Source organism: Anaerosporomusa subterranea (assembly GCF_001611555.1).
In the GTDB taxonomy this organism is placed as follows: Bacteria; Bacillota; Negativicutes; order Sporomusales; family Acetonemataceae; genus Anaerosporomusa; species Anaerosporomusa subterranea.
The window spans coordinates 59,298-74,178 of record NZ_LSGP01000006.1 but is presented as its reverse complement, the minus strand read 5'-3'; the positions used below and the strand labels follow the sequence as shown (position 1 = coordinate 74,178).

At 45.6% G+C, this 14,881-nt stretch carries 9 protein-coding genes and 2 other annotated features; of the genes, 8 read left to right on the top strand and 1 reads right to left on the bottom strand.

Features of this window, described 5'->3' with window-relative positions; translation table 11 throughout:
• The first annotated feature begins 65 nt into the window (after positions 1-65).
• Together AXX12_RS02500 and AXX12_RS02495 are read left to right on the top strand one after the other, a co-directional pair.
• A complete protein-coding gene (locus tag AXX12_RS02500) occupies positions 66-2,021 on the top strand; it encodes a site-specific DNA-methyltransferase (protein WP_066237678.1) in 1,956 nt (651 codons plus the stop codon).
• Between the two features lie 13 nt (positions 2,022-2,034).
• Positions 2,035-5,079: a type III restriction-modification system endonuclease gene (locus AXX12_RS02495; RefSeq protein WP_066237674.1), complete on the top strand. Its 3,045-nt coding sequence runs from the start codon at positions 2,035-2,037 to the stop codon at positions 5,077-5,079.
• A gap of 13 nt (positions 5,080-5,092) precedes the next feature.
• Here the strand turns inward: AXX12_RS02495 and ilvA are convergent, their stop codons facing one another.
• Positions 5,093-6,286, bottom strand: a complete 1,194-nt coding sequence (ilvA, locus tag AXX12_RS02490; protein WP_066237671.1) for a threonine ammonia-lyase — start codon at positions 6,284-6,286, stop codon at positions 5,093-5,095.
• A gap of 53 nt (positions 6,287-6,339) precedes the next feature.
• Positions 6,340-6,586 (bottom strand) — a binding site (T-box leader).
• A gap of 301 nt (positions 6,587-6,887) precedes the next feature.
• Positions 6,888-7,105, top strand: a binding site (T-box leader).
• Between the two features lie 54 nt (positions 7,106-7,159).
• Between ilvA and ilvN the strand changes: the two genes are divergently transcribed.
• The 6 genes from ilvN to AXX12_RS02460 all read left to right on the top strand — a co-directional run bounded on the left by ilvN (position 7,160) and on the right by AXX12_RS02460 (position 14,877).
• The gene (gene ilvN / locus AXX12_RS02485) at positions 7,160-7,681 is read left to right on the top strand and encodes an acetolactate synthase small subunit (protein ID WP_066237669.1); all 522 of its coding nucleotides are present in this window, start codon (positions 7,160-7,162) and stop codon (positions 7,679-7,681) included.
• The gene (ilvC, locus tag AXX12_RS02480) at positions 7,662-8,654 is read left to right on the top strand and encodes a ketol-acid reductoisomerase (RefSeq protein WP_066237667.1); all 993 of its coding nucleotides are present in this window, start codon (positions 7,662-7,664) and stop codon (positions 8,652-8,654) included. Before ilvN ends, ilvC begins: the two co-directional genes overlap by 20 nt.
• Positions 8,655-8,809: 155 nt before the next feature.
• Positions 8,810-10,459 (top strand): biosynthetic-type acetolactate synthase large subunit, encoded by a 1,650-nt coding sequence (gene ilvB / locus AXX12_RS02475; RefSeq protein WP_066237665.1) that lies wholly within the window; start codon positions 8,810-8,812, stop codon positions 10,457-10,459.
• A 193-nt stretch (positions 10,460-10,652) separates the two neighbouring features.
• Positions 10,653-12,953 (top strand): PAS domain-containing sensor histidine kinase, encoded by a 2,301-nt coding sequence (locus AXX12_RS02470; protein ID WP_066237661.1) that lies wholly within the window; start codon positions 10,653-10,655, stop codon positions 12,951-12,953.
• Positions 12,954-13,045: 92 nt separating this feature from the next.
• On the top strand, positions 13,046-13,531 hold the full coding sequence (locus tag AXX12_RS02465; protein WP_066237659.1) for a pyridoxamine 5'-phosphate oxidase family protein: 486 nt from the start codon (positions 13,046-13,048) through the stop codon (positions 13,529-13,531).
• 308 nt (positions 13,532-13,839) lie between these two features.
• Positions 13,840-14,877: a GntG family PLP-dependent aldolase gene (locus AXX12_RS02460; RefSeq protein ID WP_066237656.1), complete on the top strand. Its 1,038-nt coding sequence runs from the start codon at positions 13,840-13,842 to the stop codon at positions 14,875-14,877.
• Positions 14,878-14,881 lie beyond the last annotated feature (4 nt).

The following is a 14,881-nucleotide window of genomic DNA, read 5'->3' as shown; positions in this document are numbered from 1 at the left end:
ACATGGTTAGTCGGTTTGAGGAACCTTTCGGTGAGCTCTTAAAAGTAAATGGATGGGGGAGCAGCATGGAAAAGTTAAAAATGGCGAGCATGAATATGACGCAGAAGAATATCGAAAGAATAGAAGCGCTATTTCCCCAGGTCATTACTGAAATGAGGGACGAAACCGGCCATCTTAAGAAAGTGATAAATTTTGAAAAACTGAAGCAGGAACTGTCAGACGATATCATTGATGGCGAGGAATGCTATGACTTTACTTGGGTGGGCAAAAAAGCCGCAATTGTCGAGGGTAATACACCTATACGGAAGACACTGCGCCCCTGTCTGGATGAAAGTAAAGATTGGGAGAGTACAGGTAATTTATATATTGAAGGCGATAATCTTGAGGTTTTAAAGCTGTTGCAAGAAAGCTATCTTAACAGTATAAAAATGATTTATATTGATCCCCCATATAATACCGGGAGAGATTCTTTTGTCTATACTGATAATTTTAAAATAGATAAGGACGAGTTTGAAGAACAGATCGAATATAGAGATGAAGCAGGCAATATTCAGTTCCGGCAAAATAATTTAGCTAACCCGAGATTTCACAGCGATTGGTGCAGCATGTTATACCCGCGTTTAAAGCTTGCGCAGAGCCTCCTAAGAGAAGATGGTGTCATATTTATTAGTATTGATGATAATGAAGTTCACAACTTGAGAAAAATTTGTGATGAAATCTTTGGTGAAGCTAATTTTGTTGGTTGTGCTGGTCGAATTACGAAAAAAAGTAATAATAAGGGCGATTATTGGGCGCCTAACTTTGATTATTTATTAACGTATGTAAAAGATATCAATCATTCAACAACATTTTTTGGTGGGCTTAACCACGCAGCCTATAATATGGTAGATGAAGATGGCCCAAGAAAAGGAGAAAGATACCAGCTGGTTAGATTGTATATGTCAACAATCCAAAATCGAAATCCCGAGCAACGTTTTTGGATTGAATGCCCGGATGGCAGTAAGATTATACCACCTGGATCAACATTTCCCCCCGAAAGGCCTGCTTTAGGTGATGGTATTTGGCGATGGACTCGAAAAAAGTTTGAGGAAGAAAAAGATAGAATTGTTATTAAAAAAGTTAGATCATCAAATTTGCTTAACCAAGATGGCAACCCGGCGCAATGGAATGTATATACAAAGACATATCTGCAAGACGTAATTGATAATTCATCAGCAAAGCCCAATAGTTTTATTGAAGGTCATATTAATCAAATCGGATCGCATGAAGTCAATAGCCTAAGCATCCCGTTTGATTACTCTAAGCCCAGCACGCTAATTAAATATTTAATGGAAGTATCAAAAACTAATGAAGACTCAATCATCTTAGATTTTTTTTCAGGCTCAGCAACAACTGCCGATGCTGTCATGCAACTAAATGCTGAAGATGCTGGTAATCGGAAGTTTATCATGGTCCAAATTCCTGAGGCATGCGATGCAAAGAGCGAAGCGTTTAAGGCTGGCTATAAGACGATTAGTGAAATAGGCAAAGAACGGATTCGGAGAGCGGGACAACGCATTAGTGAAAATTTGAACAGTCAACTAGAAATTGATGAACAACCGCAGCCTGCAGTCGATATTGGTTTCAGAGTCTTAAAAATTGACAGCACAAACATGAAAGATGTATATTATGCCGCCAATGAATACAGCCAGTCAATGCTTGCTGGACTGGAGTCGAATATCAAAGAAGACCGTACAGATTTAGACTTACTATATGGAGTACTGCTCGATTGGGGCTTGCCTTTATCGCTCAGCCACAAGATGGAAGCAATTGATGCTGTCTCTGTTCATACTGTTGATGAAGGGGCACTGATCGCCTGTTTTGCAGAGAAGATTTCTGAACATGTTGTTCGGGAGATTGCTAGACGCCGACCTCTGCGTGTGGTATTGCGAGACAGCAGCTTCGCCAACAGCTCCGATAAAATCAACGTTGAAGAAATATTCAAGTTGCATGCACCAACGACAACAGTAAAGGTGATATAAGGGGTAGAAGAAAATGAAGCTAAAGTTTAAACATCAAAGATTTCAAGCTGATGCGGCTGCAGCGGTATGTGATGTTTTTGCCGGTCAGCCTAATGTTTCCGCTACCTATATCGTCGACAAGGGAAGAGTAACCGGTGCAGAACAGCTTAGTCTTGGTGATACAGACATCACTGGTTTTAATAATAAAAAAGTGCTGCTAACCGATGATGTGATTATGGCGAATATACAGCGAATTCAAAGACAGTGCCAAATCGAGCCGTCGATTCAGCTAGAGGGAAGATACAATCTGACCGTGGAGATGGAGACAGGGGTTGGCAAAACCTATACCTACGTCAAAACCATGTTTGAGCTAAATAAACGCTACGGCTGGAGCAAGTTTATTGTAGTGGTCCCTTCTGTTGCCATTCGTGAAGGCGTTTTTAAGTCGTTCGAGCTGACCAGTGATCACTTTGCAGAAGAATACAATAAGAAGCTCCGTTACTTTATTTATAATTCTCAGAATCTTGCCAAAATAGATAAATTCGCCAATGACAGCGGAATAAATGTGATGATCATTAATTCCCAGGCTTTTAATGCCAAAGGGATAGATGCCAGACGTATTTCTATGAAGCTGGATAGCTTCCGCTCCCGCCGTCCGATTGAAGTCATTGCTGCTACCAATCCAATTCTCATTATCGACGAGCCACAGTCGGTGGAGGGCGCTGCCACCAGGGAGAAATTAAAGGAGTTTAAGCCATTAATGACCCTGCGTTATTCGGCAACCCATAAGAAGGGTGCAATATATAACTTGATCTATCGCCTGGATGCTCTGGAAGCCTATAATAAACGGCTGGTTAAGAAAATCGCTGTCAAAGGGATTTCAGTTTCTGGTACTACCGGAACTGAAGGCTATTTATATCTGGAAAAAATTAATTTGTCTAGTGATCATTCGCCAACAGCTACTTTAGAATTTGAAATTAAAGGGGCTAGTGGTATAAGAAAAGCCTCCAGAATTATAAAAGAAGGCTACAATCTCTATACGCAGTCTGGTGGACTGGATGAATATAAAGGCTATATCGTATCCCAGATCAATGGTTTAACGAATGCGGTTGAATTTACGAATGGTGTAGTCATTGCTGCTGGTTATGTTCTTGGTTCTGTAAATGAGCAGCATATTCGACGTATTCAGATCAGAGAAACGATTAAGTCGCATTTGGAGCGGGAACGCCAGCTTTTTTATCATGGAATCAAAGTACTATCTTTGTTTTTTATTGATGAGGTTGCAAAATATAAGCAGTATGATGCTGTTGGGAAAGCGTTTAATGGCGAATACGCACAGATCTTTGAAGAAGAATATGATGCGGCTTTTGCCGATTGGCAACTTGCACTTGGTGAAGATGAGTATGTAAAATACCTAAGTAAAATAACGGCCAATAATACTCATAAGGGTTATTTTTCTATTGATAAGAAAAAGGATCGAATTACAAATAGCATAATCGGCGACAAAAAGGAAAATACCTCCGACGATGCGGATGCCTATGATTTGATTATGAAAGATAAAGAGCGACTATTGGATCACAAAGAACCAGTGCGCTTTATATTCTCCCACTCTGCTCTTCGAGAGGGGTGGGATAATCCTAACGTTTTTCAAATCTGTACGTTAAAGCAAAGCGGATCTGAAGTACGCAAACGCCAGGAGGTAGGACGGGGGCTTCGCTTGTGTGTTAATAACAATGGTGAGCGTATGGACAGTAATGTACTGGGTGGGGAGGTCCACAATATTAATGTCCTTACTGTTATTGCCAATGAGAGCTATGATAGTTTTGCTAAACGCCTGCAAACTGAAATTGCCGAGGTTGTGGCAGATCGACCGCGAGAAGTCGCAGCAGATTTATTCGCCAACAAGCTGATGCGAGATGCAAATGGTTTGAACGGACAGGTCTTTGACCATAAGTTAGCCCAGAGGCTTATCAATACTCTAATCCGTAATAGCTATATTAATGATAACAATGCACTAACCGAAAAATACTATGAAGATCTTAAAGCTGGTACTTTAGCGGTGGCCGAAGATTTCACTCCCTATAAAGCGGCTATCATTCAGATTCTTGGCTCCATTTACAATCCGCAGGCTTTTGCTCCCGAAGATGCTAGAAGCAATAATATTGTAGTACAGGTAAATGATACAAAACTGCAAATGAAGGAATTCAAGGCGCTTTGGAGTAAGATTAATGCCAAGTCAGCGTATGTTGTCGATTTTGCTACAGACGAATTGATTGAAAAATCGATCTGCGCACTCAATAAGCAGCTTAGGGTGAATCAGATCTTCTTCAAGGTGGAGCAGGGGGAAATGAATACGATCAAGTCCAAAGAAGCGCTCCAAAGCGGTGAAGGATTTACAAAAGTCATCGGCGGACCGAACAAAGTAGATTTAACAGTTAACACAAGCGTTAAGTATGACCTTATCGGTAAGATTGTAGCTGAGACAGGATTAACCCGCAATGCGGTAGGTTCCATTTTAAGAGGAATTGAAAAACTCATATTCGGGCAATTTCACCGTAATCCGGAAGAGTTTATTATCAAAGCCTCGAACCTAATTAATGAGCAGAAGGCGACAGTTATCATTGAACATATAACCTATAACAAACTCGAAGCCGCGTATTCTGCCGATATTTTCACTAATCCGACGCTTAAAGGGCGTCTGGGCGTCAATGCTATGCAGGCGGATCGGCACCTCTATGATCATATTATTTATGATTCTACGAACGAAAAAAACTTTGCGGCTGAGTTAGACAAATGCAGTGAAGTTGCTGTTTATGTGAAACTTCCTAGGGGATTTTATATCAATACTCCGATCGGGAAATATAATCCGGACTGGGCGATTGCCTTTCACGAAGATCAGGTCAAGCACGTTTACTTCGTTGCGGAAACAAAAGGCAATATGTCTTCAATGCAGCTGCGGAAGTTAGAAGAGCTGAAAGTACATTGTGCAAGTGAGCATTTTAAGAAAATTAGTAGTGAAACGGTGAAGTATGCAGTGATCGATAGTTATGATACTTTGCTTAATGAGGTCATGAAATAAGCGAGAAGCTGGATTACACTATCGTAAATCCTGCGTCAATTAACCCTTGCCTAATTTGCTCGATATGTGCGTAATTTCTTGTTTCCAGTACAATACGTAAAAAACAACCGTTGATATCAGTACCCTCGCTGGCCCGCTCGTGGTGGATGGAAATAACGTTTCCGCCCAGGTCGGCAATGGTTTGGGAAACGCCTTTCAGTTGGCCGGGTTTGTCCAAAAGCTCAATCGTAAGAGCATAGGAACGGCCTGATTTTAAAAGACCGCGTTTAATGACTCGGGAAAGAATGGTCACATCAATGTTGCCGCCGGAGACTAGGCAAACAACCTTTTTGCCTTTAACCGGCACCTTGTTGAATAACGCAGCCGCCACGGCAACCGCACCGGCTCCCTCGGCGATTAATTTCTGCTGTTCGATCAGTGTCAAGATTGCTGTGGAGATTTCATCATCAGTAACGGTTACAATGCCATCTACATATTTGCTGCAGAGTTCGAAGGTAAGCTTACCTGGCTCTTTTACAGCAATTCCATCAGCAATGGTAGACACAGAATTCAGACATTCAAGCTTACCGTGCTCTACAGAGTTTAGCATACTAGGAGCACCGCATGCCTGCACCCCATATACTTTAACTTTAGGATTTAGCGATTTAATCGCATAAGCTACACCGGAGATCAGTCCGCCGCCACCGATAGGAACAATGACTGCATCCACATCGGGAAGCTGTTCTAACAGTTCGAGGCCGATTGTTCCTTGACCGGCGATGACATTTTCATCATCAAACGGATGAATAAAGGTATAGCCCTCTTGCTCCTGCAATTGTAAGGCTTTTTGATAAGCATCATCATAGACGCCCTCAACTAAGCAAACATCGGCGCCATAGCGCTTAGTAGCCTCGATTTTCGATATAGGAGCAGTATCTGGTAGGCAGATTAGGGACCTAATACCGTTTTCTGTTGCCGCCAAAGCAACACCCTGCGCATGGTTTCCTGCAGAACAGGCAATAACGCCCTTTGTCTTTTCATCCTCACGTAATTGTGAGATTTTATAATAGGCGCCACGCACCTTAAACGAACCAGTCACCTGCAAGTTCTCCGTTTTTAGATAAATTTTACTTTCCGGATTGATGTTTGGCGCCGAAATTAAGTCTGTTTGTCTAATCACATTTTTCAAGACGAATGAAGCGTGATAAATCCGGTCTAAGGTTAGCATAATACGTTCCTCCCTTACTATATCTGAAATAAAAAAGCCTTCACCTCTACATACATAGAGACGAAGGCTTAAACAGCTTCCGCGGTACCACTCTAAATTGCCGTGCTAACGGCCACTTACTGTGCATCCAACAATGCACTCTCATCTGACGGTGAGAAACCGTACACACTTACTCCTCATGAACTGAGTTTCAGCTGTCTGCTCCAGGGTGATGCGTATCAGCGTATCCTGCTGTCTTCCAGCAACCGACAGCTCTCTGTAAGGAAATCTGCTGAACTGTGTCCCTATCATTACATTTGGTTAAACAAAATATGATGTTTAATCAAGATACTACACTGGTTTTTCGTTGTCTGTCAAGAAGTATTTAGCGGTATTTATTTGCAAATTAACTCCTTGACAAACACATTTGCCTTGTGATATTGTATACACAATACACATATGGGCAAGAAAGTGCATCTAGGGTTCCGCTGGATAACAGGTCTGGACCGAGCGATGCAAGGTGCAATGCTGCATCACACCGTGGGTATAAAAGACCCTGCGGAAAATTTCTTTACGCAAAGAATTTTTCGCAGGTTTTGTTGTATTTTAACAATTATATAGTTGACAAGTGATGATTGGGAAAAGGTGATAGACCAACCGCTCAGAGAGCCGGTGGATGCTGCGAACCGGTGCGGAGCTGTCATTGAAGTCACCCATGAACTCTTTTGCTGATCTGCATGCATGTGCTTTAGGCAAGAGCGAGACCGGACGTTAACCGGAAGCCTCAATTTCGAGGCGTAGAGTATAATGTAGGGTGGTACCGCGAAAATCGCCCCTATTGATGAATAGTCAATAGGGGCGATTTGCTATTTTATAATGAAAGGGGAGGTCAGCTTGAAAAACGTTTTATCGATTCTGGTGCAAAATCAACCAGGGGTTCTGGTCAGGGTAACGAGTATGTTCGCGCGGCGGGGATTTAACATTGACAGCTTGGCCGTCGGTACCACCCATGTACCCGAGTACTCGCGAATCACCGCCGTCGTGGCTGGGAACCAGTTGGTTGTTGACCAGGTGGTTAAACAATTGAAAAAGTTGATTGAAGTGGCTGCTGTGCAGGTTTTACCGCAAGAATCAGTAGCCAGAGGCATGGCCTTGATTAAAGTCAACGCAGGGGAGCGCCGCAGCGAAATCTTAAAACTAGCAGAGGTCTTTCGAGCGAGTATCGTGGATGTCGATCAACAAAGCTTGACGATGGAGATTACAGGTGATGAGTCCAAGATTGACGCTTTGGCAGAGGTTTTAGCGCCATTCGGTCTGGTGGAAATGGTTCGCACCGGCCTGATCGGATTGGCGAGAAGCAATAGTAATATTTATCAATGTGAGGAGAGAGACGAATATGAGCAAAATGTATTATGATCACGACGCACAATGGGAAATGATCCAAGACAAGCACGTAGCAATCATTGGTTATGGCAGTCAGGGCCACGCACATGCACTTAATCTGCACGACAATGGTGTTAAAGTCACAGTTGGCCTTTACGAAGGCAGCAAATCCTGGCAAAAGGCATTAGATAGCGGTCTGGCTGTCGCAACTGTCGCTGATGCTGTAAAAGATGCCGATGTGGTGATGATTCTCCTGCCAGATGAAAAGCAGGGATCTGTCTATCGTGAGTATATCGCTCCGAATCTAAAACCGGGCGCCGCTCTGGCCTTCGCCCACGGCTTCAACATTCATTTTAACCAAATTCAGCCACCGGCAGAAACCGATGTGTTTATGGTTGCGCCTAAGGGCCCCGGCCATTTGGTTCGCCGTGTCTTCACTGAAGGCAACGGAGTACCTTGTCTGATGGCTGTCCATCAGGACTTTAGCGGCCATTGTCAAGATCTAGCTTTGGCCTATGCCCGCGGCATTGGCGGCACCCGGGCCGGTGTGCTGGTTACAACCTTCAAGGAAGAAACCGAAACAGATCTGTTTGGCGAGCAGGCAGTCCTTTGCGGCGGCGTCACTGCGCTCATCGCCGCCGGCTTTGAGACTCTCGTGGAAGCAGGTTACCAGCCGGAGTCAGCTTACTTTGAATGTATGCACGAAATGAAGCTGATTGTTGACTTGATGTACGAGGGCGGCATGGCTGCAATGCGCTATTCAGTCAGCGACACCGCCGAGTACGGCGACTACGTGACCGGCAGCCGGATCATTACCGATGCTACCCGGGCTGAAATGAAAAAAGTGCTCGCTGAAATCCAGGATGGCACCTTTGCCAAAAACTGGATTCTTGAAAATCAAGCCAACCGTCCAAACTTTAATGCACTACGCCGTCAAAAAGCAGCTCATCCCATTGAAACTGTAGGCAAAGAGCTGCGCGGCATGATGCCGTGGTTGAAAAAATAAGGGATACGGGGTTCCGTTAACCGCAGAGTACGCAGAGTGCGCAGAGGGTTACAATATCTTAGTAGAATTATAGAGTATAACTTCTGTGACCTCAACGTCACCCTCTGTGTCCTCAGTGGTAAAACGTTCCTAGTATCTAATAGGAGTGACTGTGTATGAAAGTGTCAGGAGCGAGAGCGATTGTTCAGTGCCTAATAGAACAAGGGGTTGATACGGTGTTCGGATATCCGGGTGGAACCGTTTTGCCACTGTATGATGCCCTGTATGACGCCCCGCTCCGGCACGTTTTGACTGTGCATGAGCAGGGAGCGGCTCATGCTGCTGACGGCTATGCCAGAGCCAGCGGTCGGGTAGGGGTCTGTATCGCGACGTCAGGACCGGGTGCGACAAACCTGGTTACCGGATTGGCAGCTGCCTATATGGACTCATCGCCGGTAGTGGCCATCACCGGGCAAGTGCCAACAAGTCTGATCGGCCGGGATGCCTTCCAGGAAGTCGATATTACCGGTATTACTCTGCCGGTGACAAAACATAATTTCTTGGTCAAAGATCCAAAGTGCCTGCCGGACATTCTGCGTAAAGCGTTTCATATCGCCAGAACTGGTCGTCCCGGCCCTGTACTCGTCGATGTGCCGCGTGACATTCAGACGATGGAAATCGACTTTTCGCCAGCGGCTGCCCCGCAACAACGGACAGTGCAAACATACCACGCCGAACGGCTTGAGCAGGCGGCCATCGCGATTCAAGCCGCTCAGCGTCCGGTTATTATGGTTGGCGGCGGGGCAATTTCCGGCGAAGCTGCCAACGAAATTAGAGTACTAGCTGAGACCTGTGAAGTACCGGTTGTCAGCACGTTGATGGGGTTGGGGGCGTTTTCGGGCTCGCACCCGCTGTTTCTTGGTCTGACAGGAATGCATGGCCATAAAATTGCAAATTACGCAGTGCGTTGTTCTGATGTACTTATCGCCATTGGTAGCCGGTTTAGTGACAGGGTAACAGGCAATCGGGCTAGTTATGCAGCTGGAAAAATCGTTATTCATATCGATGTTGATCCAGCGGAAATTGATAAAAACGTTTCTGCTCATATCGGCTTGGCTGGAAATATGAAAGACCTGCTGACTCAATTGCTCAGTCGTTTGCAACCGAGAAGGACCGCTGAGTGGCAAGAGGAGCTCGCGTCTCAGCAAGAATCCAAACCGGAGTGTAACCCGGACCGCCTGACAGCAATTGCGATCATGCAAAATATTGCCGAGCAAACTACCGGTAAACCGTTTGTTTTTGCAACAGACGTCGGACAACATCAAATGTGGGCTGCCCAAGGTCTAACAATTGAGAATCCCCGTAGCTGGTTGACTTCCGGCGGACTTGGCGCGATGGGTTTCGGACTTCCGGCAGCTATCGGTGCCCAGTTGGCGTCGCCTGATAAGCGGGTAGTGCATATTGCTGGTGACGGCGGCTTCAAAATGACAGGAGCGGAATTATATACGGCGGCTGTTAATGATCTGCCGATCATCTCGATTATCATCAACAACAGTTGTTTGGGCATGATTCGTCAACTCCAGCATGCCTATTTTGAGCAACACTATATGTCCTGCCATTTGCCGCCGGTGGATTTCGTTTCATTTGCGCGAGCCTTTGGTGTGCAGGCAACGACCGTAGAAACCTTAGCAGAGTTTTCCCGGGCTTTTGCTGCTGCTGTCTCGGCCCGTGCGCCACGCGTCATTGTGGCTAATATAGCGACTCAAGACATGGTAACACCTATGCTTGCCTCTGGCGCTACACTGGATGAATATGTAGATATTTGATGATTTTTTAGAACGGTTTCAACAAAATTAGATCACGTGAATAGATATATTCACGTGATCTAATTTTTTACATAAAATTATAAAAAAAGCCAAGGATTTACAAAACGAGTGGAGAAGTATTACTAATAACTATATTTTTTCTAGCGGTTTAGCCTCCTGTCAGAGATTAAATTTTAAGTAAGGAGACAAAAACATGATCAACCAGCCCTTGCTTCGACAATTCAGGTTATGGACGGTCTTAATTGTTGTTGTTCCCGGTTTGTTGATTATGGCTATTTATACATTTGGACAGTTTACAGCAGCTAAGAAAGAAAAGTTGGAATTGATCAGCCAGCGGGTTGAGTTTCAGCAAAAGATCATTGAGGCTTGGATTAAAGAACGCTCCAATGAATTACGCGGAATGAGTCGGATGGAGGTATTTCGGACACTTAACTTGCAACAAATGGAGACAATGCTATATTTGATGCAGGAAGAGAAGGGCCATTTTGATTCCATATCCTATATTGATAAACAAGGTATTTTTAGAATTTCTACCCTGAGTAGTAGCATCCGGTTTCCTTCAACAATCGGTCAGCCCTACTTTGAAGCCGCAATCGCGGGGAAAGAGTTCATTTCTGATATTGTTGTCGGTCGTAATAGCGGTCTTTCTGTGATCAATTTTTCCGCTCCAATTTATGATCAGGAGGGAGCTTTTCAGGGGTTAGTCCTTGGTTCTGTACGGACAACGACGTTAGAAGCGATGCTACGTGACAATTGGGTCGGCCAAACCGGTGAAATAGTATTGGTCAACCGGGAAGGAATGTTAATTGCCCAGCCCCGGGATGTAGATGCTTTGCGTAACAAAGGCCTCGCCAAGGGCACTTTACGCATGAAGCTAAATCGTTCTGCTGATATATTTACGGTAGCGCATCTCGGTGAGAATGGCAGCGATAGCGGGGTTAACTATATGGGCGACAAAGTTTTGGGCGCTTATCGACATCTGCCTGAACGTGACTGGACATTAGTCGGCAGCATAGATGAAAACGAAATTCTCTTCCCTATTTATCAGCAACTTTTGCTAATGGCTGGCGCGACTTTGCTGCTTGTCTTAGCGATACTACCGATGCTAGCCTTGTTGGTGAACCGGATAACACTACCGATTGAATGGTTAATCAAGCAGTCAGAGTTAGTAGCGGAGGAGAATTATGGGTTAGTTGGAATAAATCGATATTTGAAGGATGCTCCCCGGGAATTGGCCAACCTTTGCTCGGCTTTTGTCACCATGAGCAAGAAAATTCAATCCAGCGTTAGTCTGATTAAAGATCGTGAAGCCCAGCTCGAGGACAAAGTGCGTGAGATTGAGACTGTTAATTCTGCATTAAAAACAGAAATTGTAGATCGTCAGAAGGCGCAGTCAGAACTGGAAGAAGTCAATGCAGTACTCGAACTAACGGTGGGGCGCCGGACAAGCCAACTGCTGCAACGTGAGCAGCACTATCGCAAACTGATTGAAAACATACCAGATTGTATAGGTCGCTATGATCGAGAATATGATCGGATCTATGCGAATCAGGCAGCGCTATTGGACGCAGCCATGCCGGAAACTCTGGCTGTTGATGATGCCTGGGGTGAAAGGGACTTGCCTTCGCAATCCTATTTGCCTTGGATGCATAAACTAGCAGCCGTATTTGAGACAGGTCAGTCGGAGCAATTTGAAGCATGGGGTGGTCCGCGTGATCGCCAGCGATTTTACACAGTTCGTTTTATTCCTGAATACAATTTGCAAAGAGAGATTGCAACTGTCCTTTGTGTAGCTACTGATATAACTGATAAACGACGGGTCGAGGCCGATATGGCGCGTCTCGGCTTGTTGGACATTGTTGGTGAAATGGCTGTTGGCATTGGCCACGAAGTGCGCAATCCAATGACCACAGTACGAGGCTATTTGCAGCTATTCCAGCAAAAAGAGGTGTTTGCAAACTATCATAGCCAAATCCAGGACATGATTGAAGAAGTGGATAAAGCAAATGGTATTATTAGCGATTTTCTATCATTAGCAAAGGATAAAGCGGTAAAGATGAAGCACGGTAACCTCAATCAGCTGCTAGAATCACTGTATCCGCTGTTGCAGGCTGATGCCAGCCACCGGGGCCATGAAATACAATTGGATTTAGGCGAGATACCGGAAAGCGATTTCGACGAAAAAGAAATCCGGCAAATGACACTAAATCTCGTGCACAACGGCCTAGAGGCCATGAGTCGCGGGGGTGTTATTACCATCAAAACCGGCCTTGAACAGGGCAATATCTTTTTGTCTGTCAGCGATACCGGGGGAGGAATTCAGCCGGAAGTATTAGAGAAGCTGGGCACTCCGTTTGTTACCAGCAAAGATATGAAAACAGGGTTAGGGTTGCCGATATGCTTCAGAATTGCGCAACGTCACAACGCCAAAATTGATGTTGTTACAGGCCCGCAAGGGACTACCTTTACAGTTGATTTTCCGATCCTCGACTAATTCACTCCGTCTGCGTTAAGGCGAGGGCAGGGAATTAGACAGAAGTGTCAAATATCGTAAGTAACGAAAACTTGGTTGGAGGAGGAAAGAATATGTATGAAGCTGAAGTAATTAATCTGGTGCGCTCAAAAGTCGGTTTTATGGGCACTATTGACGAAAATCGTCCCCGCGTTCGCCCGATGAAACCATACATTGACCGTGAGGGGCGAATTTGGCTGTTTAGTCGCTATGATACGAAGAAAGTCGCCGAGATGCAGCAAAATCCCCGGATCGAGCTGTGCTTTGTTGGTGACGACCAGGAAGTTCTCACTATCTATGGCCGGATGAAGGATGTGACCAAACCTGGTGACCCTGCGTTTCGTGTACGACGGGATATGATGTTTGTCGATATGCCAGAAATGAAACAATACATCGCGGAAGGCGATGTTGACAGTATCGTCATTTATCAATTACTTGTCCATGAGATTCGCTATATGCGGGCAGATTGTGAACTGACAACTCGGGTCAATCTACCGATGGAGCATGATCCGGATGTGGAGATGGCGATGTGCCAGGGCGGCTTCTGCCTCTTGCCGTAATGGCGTTGATATACCCCATCTGCGTTGTCAGCCCCTCGGTCCCATTGCTAGCGTACCGGATGTACGCGTCGCTACTGGGCCCGAGGGGCTTCCTAGCATCTGAGGCATCTGAACGCCATTACGGCGCTGTGAATAGATAGTGCTTAGCGTACATAGTTGGGAATAGCCGAACTCCTCGTAAACTCGTTCGGCAAAGCTAAACATTGATAGAGCGGGTATTCCGCAGAGAGGCTGCATGCAGGAATATTTACCAAAATGGGGAATACTAAAGAATACTAGCTAGGACTATCGTCCTTGGGAGGTTTGTAATGGATAAGATACTTGACTACCGCAGCGATACAGTGACTCAGGCGACGCCTGCTATGCGTCAGGCAATGATGCAGGCTGAGGTGGGTGATGATATTCTGGGGGAAGACCCCACTGTTAAACGGCTAGAGTCTGTCGGGGCAGCGATGTTTGGTAAACAGGCTGGCCTGTTTGTCATATCCGGCACGATGGCTAATCAAGTTGCGGTCATGGCGTTGACACAGCGGGGCGATGAAGTGCTTGTCGGGGAAGAATCCCATATCTATAACTTGGAAGTTGGCGGTTTAGCAGCACTTTCCGGCGTGCAGGCAAGAACTCTACGGGCAACCGAAGGCCGGTTTGACGTTCGGTCGGTCAAGGCGGCAATCCGTCCGTCTGGAATACAGACAGCGGTAACTAGACTGCTTTGTTTAGAAAATACGTATGACCTGAATCGCGGTATTCCATTGCCGCCTGAATATATGGAGCAAATGTGTGAACTGGCGCACGAAGCCGGATTGACTGTTTATCTTGATGGAGCCAGAGTGTTTAACGCAGCCGCTGTTTTGGGCGTTGATTCTCGGACTCTGTGTGCGCCAGTAGATGCTATGCAAGTTTGCCTCTCAAAGGGTCTGGCCGCTCCAGTTGGTTCGCTTCTTTTGGGGAGTACTGAATTTATCACGAAAGCTCGCTGGATTCGCCAACGTTTAGGCGGCGGCATGCGCCAAGCCGGCCATATGGCTGCAGCGGGGTTAGTGGCGATGGAAACCATGACAGAACGACTGGTCGAAGACCATGAAAATGCCCGGATGCTGGCTGAGGGGCTGGCTGCCATTGATGAGAGACTGGTTGATTTAACTATTCCCATGACCAACGTTGTGCAGATTGAATTCGGCCCGTTAGGGCTTTGCAGCGAGGAAGTAGTCAGTCGGCTGCTTAATCGCGGTGTCAAGGTTAAACCGATCGGCCCTACGGCTTGCCGAATGATTACTCATTGGGGTATTAGCAAGCAGGATATTGAAGAAACGCTAGCCATCATGCAAGAGATGCTTACAAGCTAAGATA